The 19,958-nt window shown below is 58.5% G+C and carries 12 protein-coding genes; 5 read left to right on the top strand and 7 right to left on the bottom strand.

Translation table 11 applies throughout. The features are described from left to right. Window positions 1-3: 3 nt before the first annotated feature. From ACYVHC_RS08765 to ACYVHC_RS08755, 3 genes are all read right to left on the bottom strand, one after another. A complete protein-coding gene (locus ACYVHC_RS08765) occupies window positions 4-990 on the bottom strand; it encodes a lipid A-modifier LpxR family protein (RefSeq protein WP_460613313.1) in 987 nt (328 codons plus the stop codon). A gap of 202 nt (window positions 991-1,192) precedes the next feature. Beyond that, window positions 1,193-5,965 (bottom strand): DUF3320 domain-containing protein, encoded by a 4,773-nt coding sequence (locus ACYVHC_RS08760; protein ID WP_460613312.1) that lies wholly within the window; start codon window positions 5,963-5,965, stop codon window positions 1,193-1,195. A 110-nt stretch (window positions 5,966-6,075) separates the two neighbouring features. Continuing rightward, window positions 6,076-7,851, bottom strand: a complete 1,776-nt coding sequence (locus tag ACYVHC_RS08755) for an amino acid permease (protein ID WP_460613311.1) — start codon at window positions 7,849-7,851, stop codon at window positions 6,076-6,078. Window positions 7,852-8,244: 393 nt separating this feature from the next. Between ACYVHC_RS08755 and ACYVHC_RS08750 the strand changes: the two genes are divergently transcribed. Together ACYVHC_RS08750 and ACYVHC_RS08745 are read left to right on the top strand one after the other, a co-directional pair. Further along, complete coding sequence (locus tag ACYVHC_RS08750; RefSeq protein ID WP_460613310.1) at window positions 8,245-8,973, top strand: carboxypeptidase-like regulatory domain-containing protein; 729 nt, start codon at window positions 8,245-8,247, stop codon at window positions 8,971-8,973. 45 nt (window positions 8,974-9,018) lie between these two features. After that, on the top strand, window positions 9,019-10,134 hold the full coding sequence (locus tag ACYVHC_RS08745) for a lipocalin-like domain-containing protein (RefSeq protein ID WP_460613309.1): 1,116 nt from the start codon (window positions 9,019-9,021) through the stop codon (window positions 10,132-10,134). Between the two features lie 3 nt (window positions 10,135-10,137). Here ACYVHC_RS08745 and ACYVHC_RS08740 read toward each other — a convergent pair whose 3' ends face one another. Further along, complete coding sequence (locus ACYVHC_RS08740) at window positions 10,138-11,325, bottom strand: sensor histidine kinase (protein WP_460613308.1); 1,188 nt, start codon at window positions 11,323-11,325, stop codon at window positions 10,138-10,140. 274 nt (window positions 11,326-11,599) lie between these two features. Here ACYVHC_RS08740 and hemA point away from each other — a divergent pair, with 274 nt between their 5' ends. Further along, complete coding sequence (gene hemA / locus ACYVHC_RS08735; RefSeq protein ID WP_460613307.1) at window positions 11,600-12,871, top strand: glutamyl-tRNA reductase; 1,272 nt, start codon at window positions 11,600-11,602, stop codon at window positions 12,869-12,871. Window positions 12,872-13,002: 131 nt separating this feature from the next. On the opposite strand, the gene ACYVHC_RS08730 is transcribed toward hemA, so the two are convergent. After that, the gene (locus ACYVHC_RS08730; RefSeq protein ID WP_044003755.1) at window positions 13,003-13,311 is read right to left on the bottom strand and encodes an ArsR/SmtB family transcription factor; all 309 of its coding nucleotides are present in this window, start codon (window positions 13,309-13,311) and stop codon (window positions 13,003-13,005) included. Between the two features lie 343 nt (window positions 13,312-13,654). On the opposite strand from ACYVHC_RS08730, the gene ACYVHC_RS08725 reads away from it, so the two are divergent. Both ACYVHC_RS08725 and ACYVHC_RS08720 read left to right on the top strand, forming a co-directional pair. Then, entirely contained in the window at window positions 13,655-14,884 is a 1,230-nt protein-coding gene (locus ACYVHC_RS08725; RefSeq protein ID WP_460613306.1) for a Glu/Leu/Phe/Val dehydrogenase dimerization domain-containing protein, read from the top strand. Window positions 14,885-14,997: 113 nt separating this feature from the next. Continuing rightward, complete coding sequence (locus ACYVHC_RS08720) at window positions 14,998-16,161, top strand: mechanosensitive ion channel family protein (RefSeq protein WP_460613305.1); 1,164 nt, start codon at window positions 14,998-15,000, stop codon at window positions 16,159-16,161. Between the two features lie 83 nt (window positions 16,162-16,244). Here the strand turns inward: ACYVHC_RS08720 and ACYVHC_RS08715 are convergent, their stop codons facing one another. Next, window positions 16,245-17,147 (bottom strand): TerB family tellurite resistance protein, encoded by a 903-nt coding sequence (locus ACYVHC_RS08715; RefSeq protein ID WP_460613304.1) that lies wholly within the window; start codon window positions 17,145-17,147, stop codon window positions 16,245-16,247. A gap of 182 nt (window positions 17,148-17,329) precedes the next feature. Then, on the bottom strand, window positions 17,330-19,846 hold the full coding sequence (locus tag ACYVHC_RS08710) for a hypothetical protein (protein WP_460613303.1): 2,517 nt from the start codon (window positions 19,844-19,846) through the stop codon (window positions 17,330-17,332). Window positions 19,847-19,958 lie beyond the last annotated feature (112 nt).

Raw genomic sequence — 19,958 nt, 5'->3', positions numbered from 1 at the left:
TACTTAGAACGCTACCGCTACCCCAAACTGCACCCAACGGTGCTGCCGAGCACCCCGAAATTCCGGAGAAATCCAGACGGCGGAGGCTTCCAGCCGCACTCCCTCCATGCCCAGCCCTACAGTGCCTGTAGCCTGGCCCACAGCCCGATTGATGGCGCGAGCCGGCAGTGTATACGGGTTATCAGAGCGCAGTAGGCCGCCTTGCAGCGTGGCGTTGTAGCCCACAAGGCGCCCGGTAAGCTGGCCTTCCGTGTAAAGCTGCAGGCGCCGCCGGCCGCTGTTACTACTGCGAGAGGCCACGTTCCATTGGCTGAAATAAGGATTCAGAATTCCTACACGCAGCCTTGCACCAGCACCTGCATAGGTATAGAGTGTGCTGAGGGCCGCAGCGCCACTTCCAATTAGCTCTACACCGCGCCCCACGGCAGCCAACTGCTTTTCTAGCTTCACTTCGTAGCCCAGCACCACATCATTGCGAATTTGGTAGTCCCAACCTCGAGGCGTGGGGGCGCCTAGCCACTCATGCAGCGTAGTCTGGAAACCTTTGGCACCAGCGGCCGGCCCCATAATGCCTACTTGAAGCCCCGAAGTAAGGCGCAACTGACGCGCAGGAACCGTGGCTACACGCAGCAAGTCGGCGTATATATAGGATGCGTAGGGTCGGTCTTGGCGGCGGATAAACGGGTCCTGAATCCGCAGCGGCGTAAAGCCATCATAGTGCAGCTGAATGCCGTGGTGCAACACGCTTCCAGTCATTACAGGCCCTAGCAGCTTGTTAACGGGCGAGTGGCGCAGAGAATGTAGCACTACCAGCAACGACATACCCTGTGTGAAATAGTAGTCGGTGCGGAAAAAGGCGTCGTTGGCGAACGTATACACCACCATTCGATCTGCACTCGTGTAGGCCGCACTTTCAGCAGGCTGTGTTTGCGCCGAGGCAGGGCGGTGGCACAGCAAGAGCAATGAAAAAAGCAGGAGCAAACGGGCCATGGGTGCAAGGTGCAAGAACGCAACTACCTACGCAGCCTCTGCCCCGAACGGGTTGCCCACCACGCCGGATTATCTGCTGTTCTGCTACAAGCGTTCTGGCTGCTTTGGGCGCGTGGGCACCCTAGTGCCCACGACACAGGGTAATAGGCGCCCAGTGTTCTTCTACGGTTTCCCGCAGACGACACTGAGCATACCAGAATCTTTACCCCAGTGGCTTCAACACGCCGTTTACCTCCTCTACCTCGCCGCGCTCCAGTAAGCCGGCTAATGCGGGCTCCAGCAGCAGGCGCATGTCGGGAGTGAGGCGGCTGAAGCCAAGCAGGCGCACGGCAGGCAGATACACAGCCTCTCGCGGGAGCGCAAAGCTGTGCTCCACCACAGTACGCAGCGCCCGAGCCAGCTCCTCAGGAGCCACAAAGCTGAGCTTACGCGAAATGGCGGGCAGCTGGCTTCGGTCGCGTAGGGGCGGGTGCTGCATGGTGTTTTCCCACAGGAAGTTGCCCTGTCGGCGTAAGTGGCGCAGGTTCTGGGCCAGTAATGCAGCATCTTGACCGGCTTTCCGGATGCGAGCCCCTACTTGGCTGGCGCCGCTAGCCAGGGCCAGGCGGCGCGTGGCCTCCTCAATGTGAACCGGACTTTCAATGCGCACAATAGAGGCCAGCCAAGTAGAAAGTTGGCCCAAGCTATGCTGGTGCAACTCCCGATGAGCTACTGCGGCGGGCAGTTGCGCTAGCTGATACGGCTCGGCCAACATGGCGGGGCTAGCGGCCGCCTCGCGCTCGATGCCGGTTAAAGCAGGAACGGGGGCTAGTATTTCAGGGCGCTCCGGATTTGCTGGGTCCTGAAGAGCAGGACGGTGGCGGGCATTTTCAATAGCCTGGATGGCGCGTTCGGTTGCGCGCTGCGGGTCCCGAAGCCAGTCGGTGCTCCAGATGCGGTGCAAACGCCAGCCCACGCCTTCCAGCACTTGCTGGCGCAGCCGATCCCGGTCGCGGGCCGAGCGGGCGTTGTGGTACATAGCGCCGTCGCACTCAATGCCCAGCACGTAGCGGCCCGGCTGGTCGGGGTCGACCACTGCCAGATCAATATAAAAGCCCTGGCTCCCGATTTGGGGCCGCACGAGGTAGCCGCGGGCCGTAAGGGCACGGTGCACCGCCGCCTCAAACGGCGACTCCATAGGGCGCCCGGTTTCCTCGTTCTGGTTTAAGCGGCCGTGCTGAGCAAAGGCTAGAAAGGTTTTCAGGGCGGCTACGCCTTTAGCCTGCGTACGACTCAGGTCTAGGTCATCGGCGGTAAGGTTCGTGAACACTTCGCAACGCTGCTTGGCCCTAGTAATAAGCACGTTCAGGCGTCGCTCGCCGCCCTCGCCGTTTAGTGGTCCGAAGCTCATGGCCAGGTATCCTTCCTTGGTGCGGCCGTAGCCCACACTAATCAGAATCACGTCGCGCTCATCGCCCTGCACATTTTCGAGGTTCTTGACGAAAAACGGCTCGTGTGGGTGCTGGTTGAAAAACTCCTCGGTTTCGGGGTGTTGGCGGCGGCGCTTTTCCAGCACATCCTGAATGGCCTGGCGCTGCGCCGTGCTAAAAGCTACTACCCCTAACGTGAGGCCCGGGGTGGTGCGGGCGTGGTGCAACACGGCCTCGGCCACAGCCTGCGCCTCTAGTGGGTTCGTACGCGTGGTGCCACGCTCGTAGTGGGTGTGGGGCAGATGATGATACAGAAGGCCCAGGTTGCCTTGCCCGCCAGGGCTAGGAAAAATGACCAGCTTATCGTCGTAAAACAGATGATTGGAGGCTGCAATCAGGCTTTCATGCCGGCTGCGGTAGTGCCAGCGCAGCATCCGCTCAGGCATTTGGCGGGCCTTGCACAGCTCCAGAATGCTTTGGATGTCGGACGTCACATTCTCCTCGTCAGCCTCTTCCCCGCTGCCCGTCAGGGAATCAAAAAAAGAAGTGGGCGGCAGCTGCTTCGAGTCGCCGACTACGACTAGCTGCTTGCCGCGGGCAATGGCGCCCAGCGCATCCACGGGCTTCACTTGGCTGGCTTCATCGAACACCACCAAGTCGAACTCTACGGCGCCGGGTGGCAGGAAACTAGCCACCGAAAGCGGCGACATCATGAAAATGGGCTTGATGGCCTGCACCGCGCGGCCGGCCTGTTGCATCAGCTTACGCAGCGGCAAATGGCGCGTTTTCTTGGCAAATTCATTGCGTAGCAGCAGCATTTGTCCGCCAGCCTGCGGATGTGGGAGCTGCTCAAAGTGTTGGCGCAGGGCCCGTACGCGGTGGTGATACAGCGCGTCGCGGTCGGCTTGGCGAAATCGGGCGGCGGTTTCTTCGTGGCTGGTGCGCTCGAATTGGCGCAGGGCGGGCTGCTCGGAGGCCAGCTTCTGTAAATATTCCAGCCACGTCAGGCGTACGGCAGCTACCAGGTGCTGCGCCGCTAGTTCCCAGCGCTCGGCCAACAGCAGCAATTCCGGGAAGCCGTCTGCTTGTACGCTCGCTGCAACGTTGTTCCACTCCGTGAGCGGAAGCAGGGCGGGTATGTCAATGGCCCAGGCAGCCAGAGTCGCTTGTTGCGCTTCAAACTCTTGAAACTGCAACCGCCCTTGCGGGCCGAACCGACGCACCTCGTTCAGCTGCAACCCATCGACCACGGCTTGCACCGCCGTGCGCTGCCGCACCAAAGCGGCCTCCAGGGCGGCTAGCGGCTGGGCTGCCTCAGTAGGGCGGCGCGATTGGGTTAGATACTCCAGCAGGGCTAGCGGCAGCTCTCCGCGCTTAATTCGCTGGTGCGTTAGGGTTATATAGGCTTGCACTTGCTGCAGCGCCGGCCAGTTGGAGCGGGTGCCTTGCCAGGCAGTTCCGAAAAGATGCTGCCCTAGGGCAGCTGCTTCCGTGAGCGTTTTGGCGTGGCGGGCTGCTTCCTGAATGGCATCGATACAGTCCACTATACCCGCTGATTCTTTGGGCAATACGCCGCGCCACAGGCTTTGCAGACGCTTGCGGGCCCGCCGATAATCGCCGTTCAGGAAGTTCCACCACTTGTTGGCGTAGGTGAGCAGGGCGGCCCGTTCCGGGAGCAGTTGCTGGTTCCAGGCTTCGGGCAATAAAGTGGCCTCGTGTTGCAGCCGGAGTGCAGTATAGGCCTGCCCCGCCTGCAGCATCTCCTGAATTTTACTAGCCTGCTGAAGCCACGCAACCTCTGCCACAGCAGTTTCGGCCAGCGGCGGGGCTAGCTGCAGATGTCGGGCCGAGGGCAACAATTGTTCGGCGCCGGTTCGCTCCGTTGGGAGGGGTAGGCCAAGGTGCTGCGCCAGTGTGCAGGCGGCCTCCCGTAACCCGACAACGGCCGCCTGGGCTTCGGTTAGTTGATGGGCTAGGGCGGCCTGCTCAGCGGGAAGAAAAACAGTTCGCTCGCTTCCCCAGAACAACAGTTTATGCGGCACCCCTACTTTCTGCAACACCGCCTGGAGCCGCGCGGCCAGGGTTTCGGCGTGGGCGGCATCAGCATCGGTCCAAGCAGGCAGGTTTTGGAACGGAATGCGGGGCAGCTCCAGGGCACCAGTTTCGTCGCGCAGGCGTAGCAGCTCGCCGGCCACTTGCTGGGCGGTGCGGCGGCTGCGGCCCAAGGGTGCATTCACCGCCAAGGCATACTCATTCAGGGCCGTGCGGTAGCGCGGGAGCTGGGCCATCTGGTCTTCTACCAACGTGGCGGTGGCGGGACGACCGAGGCTGAGGGTGGCTTTCAGCTCGTCGTGAAGGGCTTTTTTGTTGGCTTTGTGGCTATGTAGTTCCAGGCAGGCAGCGCCCAGGCCCAGGCTATCGAGGCGGCGCTTTACTACTTCCAGGGCGGCCATTTTCTCGGCTACAAACAGCACTTTCTTGCCGGCTCCAATGGCCTCGGCCAGCAGGTTGGCAATGGTCTGCGACTTGCCCGTGCCGGGCGGGCCCTGCACTACCAGGTTACGGCCTTCCTGCACGGCCAGTAAGGCCAGCAGCTGCGAGCTGTCGGCGTCCAGCACCTGGTGCAACTCGTGGGCTGCGCTTTCCGTGTCCAAGAAAGCCGTATCGGAGAGTGTAGGCGGGGCATCCTGAAACCCGGTTTCGGTGCCCAGCAAAGCTTTTATGGCGGCATGATGTAAGATAGAAGCTTCCGCAGGCCAGTTGGCGGGGTCTAGGTCGCGGTACAGCATAAACTTCCCGAAAGAGAAGAAACCTAGCGCAATACTGTTCGGCTCGACTTGCCAGCGAGGCAGGCCCCGCACGGCCTCAGCTACCGCAGCCAGGTAGAGGGCTACGTTGATTTCTTCCTCTGGCTCCGGCAAGGGAAGCTGCAGCCCAAAGCTGGCTTTGAGCTTGGCCTGCAAGGACAGGTTGCCTTCTACCTCGGCGCCGGTGTAGCGCAGCTTAAACCGCTCGGCGGCGGTGCCACGCTCCAGCAGCACCGGCACCAGCACCAGCGGCGCGTGGCGCGGCTCTTCGCTGCTGGCAGCCTCATACCAGGTGAGCATGCCCAGGGCCAGATACAGGATGTTTACGCCCTGCTCTTCGAGGCTGGTACGAGCAGTGTAGTAGGTGTTCAGAAGCCGGCTTTCTAGCTTGGCCAGGGGCTCGGCAGTTTGCAGCTTGTTATCGGCTAGTACCGCTTGGCGCGCAGCTTCTGAAAGTGCCTCAGCGGCTGGCACTTCGGCGGGTTTTACTAGCCCCAGCAATGAGCCAAATCCCTCACTATCTTGCACCTGCGGTGAATTCACTTGCGAGGCTGGCTCGGGTGCAGCCTGGAAATACATGATTTTGCCTTGCCGCACCAGCACCTCATACACCGTCGCGGCATCTTCGCCTAATACCCCAACGCCCTGCGCTTTTGAGAGCCGGAAGTTAAGCAGCGGATTGCGCAGGCCTAAATCAAGCAGCTCTTGGCGGGAGGCTTCCAGACGGGAGGCCAGAGAAGAAAGGGTAGCAGCCGACATAAGGCGGAAAAGGCAAAAACCGGCGGCCACTAGGGTCGCCATCATACAAAACAAACCCGCTGGCTACTGCGGCCAACGGGTTTGTGAAGCTACTGAAAGTAAGGGGTGGCTTACCGGGCCGCCGCTACTTTTTTCAGGCCCAGCTTGCTGTGCTTGAAGCCGTAGTTGAAGTACAACGCCAGCCCGATAATCAGCCAGCCAAAGAACAGCAGCCAGTTGTTGATGCCCAGCTGCGTCATGAGGTAGAGGTTGGTGAGCAAGCCGAGGGTAGGCAGCAAGGAAAGGCGCTTGCGGAACGAAAGCCACGCCAGAATGATGCACGACAGGATGAACACCAGCATCGGGATGTAGTGGCGGAACTCCTCGTAGCCCCCGTCGCCGCGCACGGCACTCCAGAACTCCGTCAGGCCCTCTTGGTTGTACATGAACAGCAGCCCCAGCCCAATCAGCATGATAAGCGGCACCAGAAACTGCCCGTTGATGTAGGGCACTTTAAAGCGGGCTTCACTCTGGCCGTGCGGGTCAATCACCAAAATACCGCCGCACACCAACGCAAAGGCAAACAGCGTCCCGATAGAAGTCAGGTCGATTACTAGGTCCATGTTGAGCAGCAAGGCCGGCACGCCCACAAAGAACCCGGTCACGATGGTGCTGAACGAAGGAGTGCGGAACCGGGGGTGCACCCGGGCAAATACCGGAGGCAGCAGCCCGTCGCGGCTCATGGTCATCCAGATGCGCGGCTGGCCAATCTGGAACACGAGCAGCACCGAGGCCATGGCAAAAATAGCCGACACCGCTACTACCCCCGCCAGCCAGTCAAGGCCAACTTTCTGAAACACAAACGCCAGCGGGTCGCCCACGCCAAGCTCTTTGTACGACACCATACCGGTGAGAACCAGCGTGATAACCACATACAAGATGGTGCAGATGATGAGGGCATAAATCATGGCCCGGGGCAAGTCGCGCTGGGGGTTTTTGCACTCCTCGGCGGTGGTGCTGATGGCATCGAAGCCGATGTAGGCAAAAAACACCGCCGATACGCCTTTCAGCACGCCGCCTACTCCATTCGGGGCAAACGGGCTCCAGTTGGCTGGCTGAATGTAGAATACGCCCACCCCAATAACGGTGGCTACCACAATCAGCTTGAGCAGCACCAGCAGGTTGGAAGCATTCTTGGATTCCTTGATGCCGATGTACACAATGGCCGTAATCAGCAGCGTAATCAGGCCGGCCGGCAGATCAACCACCAGGCGCAAGTCGCCGAACAGCTCCGGTGCCGCCGACCAGGCGTTGTAGCCTGCCAGCTGGGTAGCCGTAGCATCCGAGAGGGGTTTGCCGGACTGCATCAGGGCCAACACCTCATTGTAGTGCTTGTGGGCGCTTTGCATGCCCATGGTAAGCCAGATGGGGATGTGCACCCCGATGCCGTCCATGAGTCCGGTAAAGTAGTCAGACCAGGAAATGGCCACCACAATGTTGCCCACGGCATATTCCATGATCAGCGCCCACCCGATAATCCAGGCGGCTAGCTCGCCAAAAGAAGCGTAGGCATAGGTATAGGCCGAGCCGCTAACGGGAATAGTGGCCGCGAACTGCGCATAGCACAGCGCCGAAAAAGCGCAGGCAATGGCCGTAAACACAAACAGCAACGATACGGCTGGGCCGCCGTCGTGGGAGGCATTGCCAATGGTGCTGAAGATGCCGGCTCCAATTACGGCGGCAATTCCCAACGAGGTCAGGTCGCGGACGGTGAGGTGGCGCTCCAGGCCGCCGGTGTCGCCGGGGCCGTGGCCTTCGGCATCGGCGGGCGGGTTGTGCAGAATATCAGTCAGGCTTTTGCGGCGAAACAGGCCGCTGAGGCGCGAGGGTGGAAGGGGCGTAGACAAAGCAGTAGTGAGAGGTTAAGAGGGGCAAAAGATACAGAATAATGACGGTCGGCTGCACGCCGGACAGGCGGCGGCCTTTTCTTCCTGCTTGAACCCGCTGATTGAGGGTGGCCCGGTTGGCTACTTCCGGAGGGCTAGCACTACTGCGCACTCACCAAGCCAACTAAGCTACCGCTACTAGTAGAATGATGCGTTTGGCTACCGACCCAAGGCTACTAGGTTAAATCAAGCACGAAACCGAACAGGATTTTCTTCACCTGATAATCAGCTGATAACTAAATACATGCTTCCTATCATGAGAATATAAGCGGAAAGCAAAGTCAAATAATGGTGGCTTTCGTGTGGAATGTGACCTAGCGCGGCATCAAATAAGCAACCTCACTTAGTTGCTGTATGCCTCAACGCCCTACACTCACCATTCCGAAGCCCTGCCACGAAAACTGGCAGGCCATGTCGCCCGCCGCACAAGGCCGCCACTGCGCCGCCTGCAGCACGGTAGTAGTCGATTTCACCCGCATGACTGATGCCGAGGTGGTAGCCTTCCTAGGGCAGCCGAGCGGCGGAACCTGCGGACGGTTTCGGCAGGAGCAATTGAACCGACCACTAGTTGTGCCCCTTTCTGAGCCCTCCGCCGGATGGCGCAACCGTCTGCTGGCCGTGGCAGCATTGTTGGGCCTGGGCGTTACAACAGCGCCGGCAACCGCCCAGTCGCGTTCCGATGTGAAAACAGTAACTACTGTTACGGTGGGCATGGTGGCGACATCCGCTCGTCCGCCGCTGCCAACATCTCCTTTCATGGTCATCAGAGGCCGCGTACTGGAAAAACAGAATGGTGCGGGCTTACCTGGCGCGACGGTGTTGCTTAAGGGAACAACCACTGGGGTTTCAACCTCTTCTGATGGCACGTTTGAACTGCAGATACCTGCCGGACATACACAGCCTATGGTGCTGTTAATAAGTAGTATTGGCTTTATAACCAGAGAGGTAATTGCTGCTCCTGAGACTATTATAGAGGTTTCTCTCGATGGAGATGTTAAAGGACAGTTTGAAGAAGTTGGCTTGCGGCGGTTCTCACCTCGCACTCTGTGGTGGCGCATCACGCAACTATTCCGCAGCCGCTAACCCAATAGTCAAACCTTTCGGCCCCCAATTGCCTTATTCCGGGGTATGAAGAATTTATTGCTAGCTGCCCTTTTCTTGGTTACTATTTCCGGCTGCGCCCTCAAGCCTACCAATAAGCACGATGTTTTTAACGAGCGGGCTCAACTGCCCCAGGAGGAAGCCGTGCATAAGCAGAACTCACTGGAGTGGTGGTACTTCACGGGACACCTGCGCGATAAAGCCACGGGTGAGGTATTTGGGGTGGAATACGTGTTTTTCCACTTTAACCTGACGGGGAAGAAAGACTGGCAGATGGTCAACTTTGCCCTCACCGACCCTGGGCAGCAGCAATTCCGCTACGATTATAAGGTAGAGCGCCTACCCCAATTACTGGCTCCAACCCTGCCCATCAACCTCGCTACGCAGAAACGCGCCCAGCGCTGGACACTCACGGGCCAGGAGGGCCGCTACCACCTGCAGGCCCGCATGGCCGAGCACACCGGCCACGCCATCGACCTGACGACTACTCCGCTCAAGCCGGTATTGCTGCACGGCGGCACGGGCTACGAGAAATATGGCCCCGTCGCGCAGGCGGGCTACTACAGCTACCCGCGCATGAGCACCTCCGGCACCATTGAAATAGACGGCAAAGTGCGCCAGGTAGAAGGCGAGCTGTGGTACGACCGCCAATGGAACTGCAACAGCGTGACCACCAAAGACATTGGCTGGGACTGGTTCAGCATTCAGTTGGATGAGCCCAAGGAAGAAATTATGGCCTACCAGCTCTACAACAAGGCTACAGGCCAGAGCATTGGCGGCGGTTCGCACTACGGCACGCAGGCTCAAAACACGCACTTAAGCCAGCAGGACTTTGAGCTGGAACCCCTAGCCTACTGGATTAGCCCAACCTCCAAGCAGCGCTACCCCAGCAAATGGCACCTGCGCATCCCCAGCCAAGGCTATGACCTTACCATCACACCCTTGGTAGCCAACCAGGAACTTACCCTCAAGCTTTTTGCAGGCATCAAGATGCACTACTGGGAAGGAATGTGCAAAGTAGAAGGCACCCACCACGGCAAGCCCGTAACTGGCAACAGCTACGTGGAAATCACGAACCGCTCTGAAGTAAAGAAAGCGCGGGAAGCGGCCGAAACGGTGGCTACCCAAGAGGCTAGCCGCTAATGCTTAGCCATTCAAAATAACCCGGAAGGTAGTGCCGCGGCCTACCTCGCTCCACTTCACAAAGAGGCGGCCACGGTGGTAGTTCTCGATGATGCGCTTAGCCAGGGCCAGGCCCAGCCCCCAGCCGCGCTTTTTGGTAGTGTAGCCGGGCAGGAACACGCTTTCCAGCTTACTTTTCGGGATGCCTTTGCCAGTATCGGTAATGTCGATGGCAATCTGGGACTTGTTCCGGACCGGGCGGCGCAAATGGATGGTGATGCTGCCCCGGCCTTCCATAGCATCCACGGCATTCTTGCAGATGTTCTCAATCACCCAATCGAAGAGCGGAATGTTGACCTGCGCGGGCGTGTCGGTGGGTAAGTCAGTTTTGATTTCAAACGTTACCTTTTTCGATACCCGGCTTTGCAAGTAGCTTATGGCGTTCTGCGTTACCCGCAAGATGTTCTCGTCATTGAGCACCGGCACCGAGCCAATGTTGCTGAACCGCTCCGTAATGATTTCCAGCCGCCGGATATCCTTGCCCAGCTCCTCCACTATCGGCTCATCTTTAAACCGCTCCGACTCGCGCAGATACTCCTGCCAGCCCACCAGGCTGCTGAGCGGGGTGCCCAGCTGATGAGCCGTTTCCTTGGCCAGGCCTACCCACACGCGGTTTTGCTCGGCCCGCCGGGAGTAGCTGAACGCGAAATAGGCAATAACTGCTAGGCACCCAATGATGGCCAACTGCACCAACGGGTAGTAGCGCAGTTGCGTCAGCAACGACGACTCTTTATAGTATAAGTAGTTGCGCAGGCCGGCCCCAATCTCAATCACAATAGGCGGGTGCTGCTCCTTCATGAGTTCAATCTCGCGGCGGAGGTAGCGAATGGAAACCTCCTCGGCTACGTTTTTGGGCACGTTCACATTCCGAGCGTCCACAATGTTGCCTTCCCCGTCCGTCACGATAACCGGAATGGTAGTGTTGGCATCAATGATTTCATCGTAGAGAAAGGACAGGTTCGATTCCTCCTCCGTGTTGATGATGTAGCGCTGCGTTTTGGCGTAGAGGTCAATCTGTTTCTGCTCCCGCTCCGAGAGGCGCTGCACCAGAATGTTGGTGTATATCACGGTGGCGGCCCCAATGAGCAGCGCCACGGCTACAATGACGAGCTTAATACGGGATTTTTGATCGTAAATTGGGATGGGCAGCACGAGCGAAACAACGAGTGACTAGGTACCGGATACGGGCACAACCTCGGCGAAGATACGGTAGCACGCCCGCCAGGCGGCCGACAGCCGGCCGCTTGGGCCAAGTAATCGAATGATTTTTGTCAGTTTTAACGAGTGCCGAGGCCGGCTAATATGCCCATATCGACCTTCTACCGCAAATATTGCGTAATCCCGAACCACCCGCGTTTATCAACTGTTTTCACGCTAGCAATTTGTACTGTATTTTTGCCTCCTGATTCTCGCACTAGCAACCGCTATGCTCCATCCATTCAAGGCCGTTAGTCTGTCATTCAAGAAAGCTCCCCTAGAAATTCGGGAGCTGATTGCATTGGACGAGGCCGCCTGTCGCCGCTTTCTCAATACCTTACGCCACGAGCTGGACCTCACGGACCTGCTTGTGCTGAGCACCTGCAACCGCACGGAAATTTATTATTCCGCTGAGCGCGACCAGAGCCCCGCTATCATTGAGGCGTTGGGCCAGCTCAAGAACCTGCCGGAAGTAACGGATTACTTTCCGTATTTCGATATTCTGGACCGCCACTCCGATGCCGTGCGTCACCTCTTTGAGGTAGCCATGGGCCTCGATGCACAAGTAGTAGGCGACCTACAGATCAGCAACCAAGTAAAGCAGGCCTATCAGTGGTCGGCAGATGCTGATGCGGCAGGCCCTTTCCTGCACCGCTTGCTGCACACGGTGTTCTTCACCAACAAGCGCGTACAGCAGGAAACCTCCTTCCGCGACGGCGCAGCTTCCACCTCTTACGCGGCACTGGAGCTGGTAGAAGAGCTGACGGCCGACGTGGCCAACCCCCGCGTGCTGGTAGTAGGCCTCGGTGAAATTGGCGCTGACGTTTGCCGCCACTTCGGCGACAGCAAGGTGTTTCAGGATGTTACCATCTGCAACCGGACCCGCTCCAAAGCGGCTGAGCTGGCGCAGGAGTGCAACCTGAAGGTGCTCGACTTTGAGGACCTAGTACAGGGCATGAAGGAAGCCGACGTTATCATCAGCAGCATTGCCCGCGACGAGCCGTTCTTTACCCACGACATGGTGGAGCGCCTGGACGTGCTGAGCTACAAGTTCTTCATCGACCTTTCAGTGCCCCGCAGCATTGCTTCTGACGTGGAGCAAGTACCCGGCGTGCTGGTGTATAATATTGACGCTATTCACAGCAAAGCTTCGGCTGCGCTAGAGCGCCGCTTGGCCGCCGTGCCGCAGGTGAGGGCCATTATTGAGGAAAGCCTGGTTGGGCTGCAGGACTGGACTAAGGAGATGATGGTGTCGCCGACCATCCAGAAACTTAAGAACGCACTGGAGCAGATCCGCCTTGAAGAAATGGACCGCTTCCAGAAGAAGATGAGCCCTGAGGAAGCCAAGCGCATGGACGACATCACTCGCTCCCTGATGCAAAAGGTGCTCAAGCAACCAGTACTACAGCTGAAAGCAGCCTGCAAGCGTGGTGAAGCCGACCAGCTGATTGATGTACTGACCGACTTGTTTGACTTGGAGCGCCAACCTAACATAGCCTAACGGCTTAGGTTCGAGCCCAACAACACGCTAGTAACTCCCATAAAAAAGCCCACCTGCTACGCAGGCGGGCTTTATATTTTCAGACCGTTGGCGCCTTTCTTAACCCCAGGTACTACCCGCGGGCCGAGCACTTACATGGTGTCGCAGCAGTCTTCCAGCGAATCGATTACGTCCAGCAGCTTCGGAATGGAGAGGGAGTAATAGATTTTGGTACCCACTTTGAACGACGACAGAATGCCACGGTCTTTGAGGGTTATCAGGTGCTGGGAAGCAATAGCCTGGGGCAAATCCAGGGAGCGGTAGATTTCCGTTACGGTCATCTTTTCCTCTTTGCCGAGCAGATCAACGATGGCCAGCCGCTTAGGGTGGGCTAGCACTTTCAGCATGGCTGCTGCCTTGTCTACTTTTTTAGATTCTACTCTTGAAAGCAATGGTTTCATATTGTCGTTACAACGGTGGTACTGGGGGAGGGTATGCAGGAATATGCGTAATACGATATTCCGCACCTGCATAGTTCCTTTTCGGTGTACCAGGGGCCAAAAAAATTTACAAATTCAGGGGAATTGCACCGGTGTTCCTTCTACGGAATACTAGGGGTAAAAGGTCAACGAAACCGCTTAAAACCTACTTGGCGGGTTGCAATAGCCTAGTAGTTCTCCTACTGCGGTGCAAAATATCGGGGGCCGGCGGGCTGCGTGGCGCTTGGCACAAACTTGTGGCCGCCGGCCGGGGCATTCTTACCTTTGCGCCAGAAATCTCCACCCCCACCCTGAATTCTTGCTGATGAAAGACCTGCTGGCCAAGTTTGAGAATAAACGTCCGGAAATAGTATTTGAATGGAAAGACGCCGAAACCGAAGCAGAAGGGTGGGTGGTAATTAACTCCCTGCGTGGCGGCGCGGCCGGCGGCGGTACCCGCATGCGCAAAGGCCTGGATAAGCGTGAAGTAGAAAGCCTGGCCAAAACCATGGAAGTGAAGTTCACCGTGTCGGGGCCGGCCATTGGCGGTGCCAAGTCCGGTATCAACTTCGACCCCCAGGACCCACGCAAGCGCGGCGTGCTGGAGCGCTGGTACCGCGCAGTTATTCCGCTGCTGAAAGCCTATTATGGCACCGGCGGCGACCTGAATGTGGATGAAATACACGACGTAATTCCGATTACGGAAGACTATGGCCTGTGGCATCCGCAGGAAGGCATCGTGAACGGACACTACCGCGCTACGGAGCCCCAGAAGATTCAGAAGCTGGGCCAGTTGCGCCAAGGCGTAGTGAAAGTGCTGGAAGACGCTAGCTTCTCGCCAGACCTAAGCCGGAAATACACCGTTGCCGACCTTATCACGGGCTATGGAGTAGCCGAGGCGGTTCGTCATTACTACGAGCTGTGGGGCAGCCGCTCGGTGCAGGGCAAGCGCGCCATTGTGCAGGGCTGGGGCAATGTGGGCGCTGCAGCGGCCTATTACCTAGCCAGCCAAGGTGCCCTTGTAACCGGTATCATCGACCGAGCTGGGGGCCTGATGAAGGAAGAAGGCTTTTCGCTGGAAGAAATACGGGAGTTGTTTCTGCGCCGCGAAGGCAATGCCCTGACCGCTAGCAATCTGCTCTCGTTTGAGGAGGTAAACCAGCGCATCTGGAGCAGTGGAGCCGAAATATTTATTCCGGCAGCGGCCTCACGCTTGGTTACGCGTCAGCAAGTAGAGCAGCTGGTAGCGGGCGGACTGGAAGTTATTTCCTGCGGTGCCAACGTGCCGTTCCAAGACCCCGAAATCTTCTTCGGACCTACCGGCGAGTTTGCTGACGACCACACCTCCGTTATCCCCGACTTTATTGCCAACTGCGGCATGGCCCGGGTATTCGCCTACCTGATGGAGTCCAACGCTGAAATCACCGACCAAGCCATTTTCCAGGATACGTCGCGCATTATCCGCTCGGCCTTGGAGCGCACGCGCAAGCAAGGCGATGCCCGCACCGGCATTGCCCAGAAGTCGTTTGAAATGGCGCTGCGCCAGTTGGTATAGCTTGGCTTCAGGCGTGTGAGCAAGGTAGCGGCCTAGCCTCTGTTTCGCTACAAACCCGTTGATCAGCAGACCACTAGCTAAGGCCTAGGCGCGTCAGCCCAACACCTCTGTATATGACCCTTCAGGAAATTCTTCACATCCGATTTCTAGGCAACAACATAGCCGCGTACCTCTGGTGCGTGGGTATATTGCTATTCGGGTACGCGTTCAAAACGCTGCTTTCGCGGCTGCTCTCGAAGCTGGTTTTCCGCTTTATCCGTAAGCGGACCGAAGGAGTCAGCGAAACTCAGTTTCAGGCCCTCCTGATTCAGCCCATCTCGGTGGTGGTGTTTCTGATTACAGCCTACTTTGCTTTTCAGGTACTCAACTACCCCGTGCGCAGCTCTGATCTTACCCGCAATGAGCCCTGGCCACAGGTAGCGCTGTTCCGTATGTTTCAGTTGGCGGTATTCGGGGGCCTAGGCTGGATCGGGCTGCGCATTATCGACTTCATGGTCATTGTGTTTCAGCGCCGGGCCGAGGCTACCCCTTCCCGCCTCAACAACCAGCTGATTCCGTTTGCCAAGGATTTGCTAAAGGTGTTTGTGCTCACCCTCACCTTTTTAGTGATGCTGAGCCGCGTGTTTGGCGTGAACGTAACGGCCCTGATTGGCGGCCTGGGTATTGGCGGCCTGGCGGTGGCCTTCGCGGCCAAAGAGAGCCTAGAAAACCTGATTGCTTCCTTTACCATTTTCCTCGACCGGCCTTTTGCCGTGGGCGACCTAGTAACGGTGGGTGGTATCACGGGAACCGTGGAGAAAGTTGGGTTTCGGAGCACACGCCTGCGCACAGCCGAGAAAAGCTACGTCACGGTGCCGAATAAAAGCATGATTGACAAGCCCTTAGACAATCTTTCGCTGCGTACTGCCCGCCGCGTGGGCTTCACACTAGCCCTTAGCCAAAGCACCACTAGCGAGCAGCTACGCGCCATTGTGGACGATGCCCGCACCACTATCCAGGCGCATGCGCTGGTAGGCGAAGATGCCCAGGTGAAATTTGCGGCCCTCACCCCTACGGCCAAAGAGGTAACCGTGCAGTACTTCGTAAACACCACTAACTACGATGAGTATCTGGATGTAAAAGAAGAACTTAATTATTTACTGATCAGTCTGGTAGAAAAACATGGCGGCTCCTTTGCCAATGCGGGCACAACGGTAGTGCAGCTGGCCGGCCCCTTTGATGGCCAAGGCGGCAACCCCAATCCGGCGGCGCTGCCGGCAGCAGTGGTTGCCGAGTAATCGAGACCTAGCGCCAAACCAAAGAGGCCCTTGTCGCAGTTGCAACAAGGGCCTCTTTGGTTAATTTATGCCGTTAGCTGCGCCTAGCGCCGGCCACCCAGCAGGCCGCCGAGCAAGCTGCCCATGCCGCCGCCCATCAGGCCGCCCAAGCCGCCACCGCCGGCGCTGCGGGGCTGCGAGTTAGGCTGGCCACCCAGGCCGCCAAGAATAGACATCAGAGAGCCGAGGCCGCCGCTACCTACGTGGCTGCCTTGCTGCGGATAGTTGCCGTAGCCAGCTTGTTGCTGACCACCGCCCATCATTCCGCCGAGCAAGCCGCCACCCAGCAGGCCACCGAGCAAGCCGCCCATGCCACTGCTAGCCGCGCCACCAAGCAGGCCGCCCATACCGCTGTTGAGGAGGCCACCGCCACCACCCATCATACCGCCTTGGCTGCGGCCACCCACTACGCGTGAAATGACCATAGGAGCTACTACCCCTAGCAGGCCAGCCATAAGCGCACCTTTCGGAATACCAACATTATCGAGCTTGTCGGAAATGCCGCTCAGGAAGCCTTGCTTGCCCGGGTCGTTGGCATCATGTGGCACTTGAGCCGCCTGGTCTACTACCTGCTCCAGCGCCTGGGTTTGCTGCTGGTTGATACCTAGATAGGCCGCAATTTTATTTACCATTTCCTCCTCCGTGTTGGAGTAGGCGCCATCGGCGCGGGCAAAGCTGATGAGGTCAGTAACCAAAGAGTACCGCAACTCACTGGAGCGCAAAGTGTCCAGATTGGTTTTGATGCTTTCGTTGCTGGCGTCTTTGGCCGCCGATATAACCTGCTGCGTGGCACCGCCGCTCAGGCTAGCCTGGTGCGCTAGCTGCTGCAAAAATTCTATTTCAGCCGCCGAGGCTTCACGGTCGGCAGAGGCTAGGCTGGCAATCACACTCAGGTAGGCAGCTTTCTCCTGGTCGGAGTAGTTCTGTAAGAGTTGCGTATCGTTCATGGTTGGAAAGAAAACAGGGTGGAGATAAACCAGATACCCTTAACGCAACCGTTCCGGATTGGTTAGCCTGCAGGCAGCCCCGGCAATCTATAGGCAAACAGCTACTTCCTATTCTATAAGCACCTGTTTCTCAAAGACAATTTGATTAACAAACAGGCAGCAAGCTATTCCGTGCTGCCGCTTTAGAAGTCAAAATATTCACCTGTTTGTGGCTGAGCAGGCTTTTTGGCGGGCTTCTTCAGTTCAAAGTTGGGGCGTGGGGCCGGGGTAGCAGCAGGCCTTTCCTGAGGCAAGGGGCTACTAGGATTAGGTCGGGCCGCAACCGGCACTGGCGATGGGGCCGGGTGGGTGGGGGTGGCCCGTTCCGGCCGCACGGTAAAGCTGCTTTCCGAACCTTGAATGGCGAGGCGCAGCATGGGCCCTTCGGCGCGGGCCTTGGCCCAGGGCAGCAGGCCCGGCAGCAGCGGAATCCGGACGTGGTAGTCCATTTGCTGGTCGAAGGTATGCGTGCCGGTTACCCGAATCAGGGCGGCGGCTTTCACGTTGGAGCGGATGTCCATTTCGGGAATATAGACCGTGCGGCTCTGAATGTAGAGGCTGTTTTTCAACTCAGCAAAGCGCAAATGGCGTAGCGTAGCCCGATTTGCCACCAAGCTAAGCTTCTGCATGGGCTCAAAATTCAGCAGTTCGCCGTTTCGCACGGTAGCATGCACCTCTGCCTCTAGCCGGTCGGTGAGGGGCGAAAGGTGGGCATCGAAGTACGTGTCGGCCTCAGCAGTAGCCGTGAGTGAGCCCCGCACATGACGCTGGGTGATAAACTGCTGACCAAAATCTTCGAACACGTAAAACAGGCTGTCGAGCGGCACTTGCTGGCAGCTCATGAGAGTGTGCGCCTTGAGTAGCTGGGGTTGCCGGGCATCCACGGTGCCGCGCACACTGGTTCGGCCGCCGGCGGCTGTTAAGGCCAGGCCCGTGGAGCTGAACACTTGCCCCTGCAGGCGCAGGTTGCCCTGCAGATTTCGGCCCCGCAGCCGCCGGAAGCGCACCTGCCGGGCGCTGGCTTGTACACTAAACGCTAGGTTGGCCGGCACGCGCAACCCCTCCGCGCGCCCAGGGCGCCCGCCATTTATCTTGCCACCAGAAGCGGGCTGATAGACGTACAATAGCTGATTGAAATCCAACAGATTAGAGCTCATCACAGCTTCCAGGCGCAAGGGCTGACGGGGCTTCAAGGCCCAGCCGGCCACATTGCGCAACGTGCCCCGGCCCTGGAAGTCAGAGTTGCCAAGCCGGCCGCTGAAAGCCGGCACCGATACATCAGCCCCCTGCAGCTGCAGCCGGCCGTTCAGGCGCGTGAAGGGCTGGCGGAAAGCGCGTAGCTGCAAATGCAGATTGCGTAGGGTTAGCTCGCCGCTGGCTTGGCGGGCAGTGGGCCGGGCCCGCAGCTCCTGTAAGGTTCCGTCCAGATTCAGGGCTAGGGTGGCGTCGCCGCTAGCCTGGCGCACCGCCGAAAGCGGGAAAAACCGAATGGCCCGCGCCACATCTACGTCGGCGCGGAGCTGGAGCTGCAGGTGCGGCGCCGTAAAGTTTTCCAGCCGCAGCTGCCCGCTGAATGGGCGGCCGCTGAGCTGTCCGCGCACGTTTTTCAGGGCTAGCACGGCCGTTTTCACGGAGTGAGCAGTGCCATTATTGAACGAGCCGGTCAGGTACACGTGGTCGACGGCCTGCTGGTATTCAGGGTGAAAAAAGGACGCATCCTGGCATCCAAACTGTACCGCCACCCTAGGGTTTTTCTGGCCCGATAGTTCGCCGCGCACCGTGCCGCCAAAGTATACCGCGCCCTTGCTGCGGTAGCCAGCCAGCCGTTTGGTGAGGCGCGGCGGCAACAACGCCAGCACCGACTGAATATCGGTGCCGGCTGCATCGCACCGCAGGTCTAGCTGAGTGGCAGCCCGATAGTCGACGGTGCCGGCGATGGTGTAAGCCGCTAGGCCCACCTGTAACTTGGATGGCTGGATGGTAACGCGTTGGCTGGCCCGATCAACGACTAGCGTAGTGCCTAGCGTGAGGTTTTTAGCCCGGAAGTAGTCATCAGAGCCTAGCCGCAGGGTTTCTACCAGCGCGGCGCCTTCCGCAGCTACCTCTACCCGCGTGTCGGTGATACCTAGCGCTGCTTTCAGATTGGGCGTTCGGAGGGCAAAGTGCTGCCGCCGCGAAGAGTCTTCGTACACGATGCGCACACGCTCCAGCTGAATGCCTTCCAGCTCAATTGCAAACGGTTGGTCTGCGGCTGAAGCAGCCGTATCGGGGCGCAGCACGAGGTAGTTGGGTTGGCCTTGGGCATTGCGCCGCACGCGCACTACGGCATCGGCTACCCGCACCGCCCGAATGCGGTAATTACCGGCTAGCAGGTCCCAGGCATCAAAGGCACAATACAGCCGCTTGGCCCGGCCTAGCTTCACGGTGTCGGTGGGCAGGGAGCCGTCCATTACCACGTCGTGCAACGTCACGGACAGGCGGGGGAATTGGTCGAGCACGGATACTTCGAGCCGGCTGGCCCGCACCGGCACCTGCAGGTACCGATTTAATTCGGCCACGAACAACCCGATGATGCGATTTTGTCCGAGCCATACGCCACCCACCAGCCCGCCAAGCAGTAAAAACAGGGTTAGTAAAGAAATTTTCAGAAATCGACTCACTGCATGTATACTCCTGAAACTTCTGATTGGTAATGCGTTGCCTCACTAACCGAGCGCGGCCCCAAAAATTTCTCTGGCCAAAGATGGCACAAAGAGTTGCGTATTCGAAAAT

The organism is Hymenobacter seoulensis, from assembly GCF_054780535.1.
Note: the sequence above shows the minus strand (reverse complement) of the source record. Positions and strands in the feature narration are given on the sequence as shown.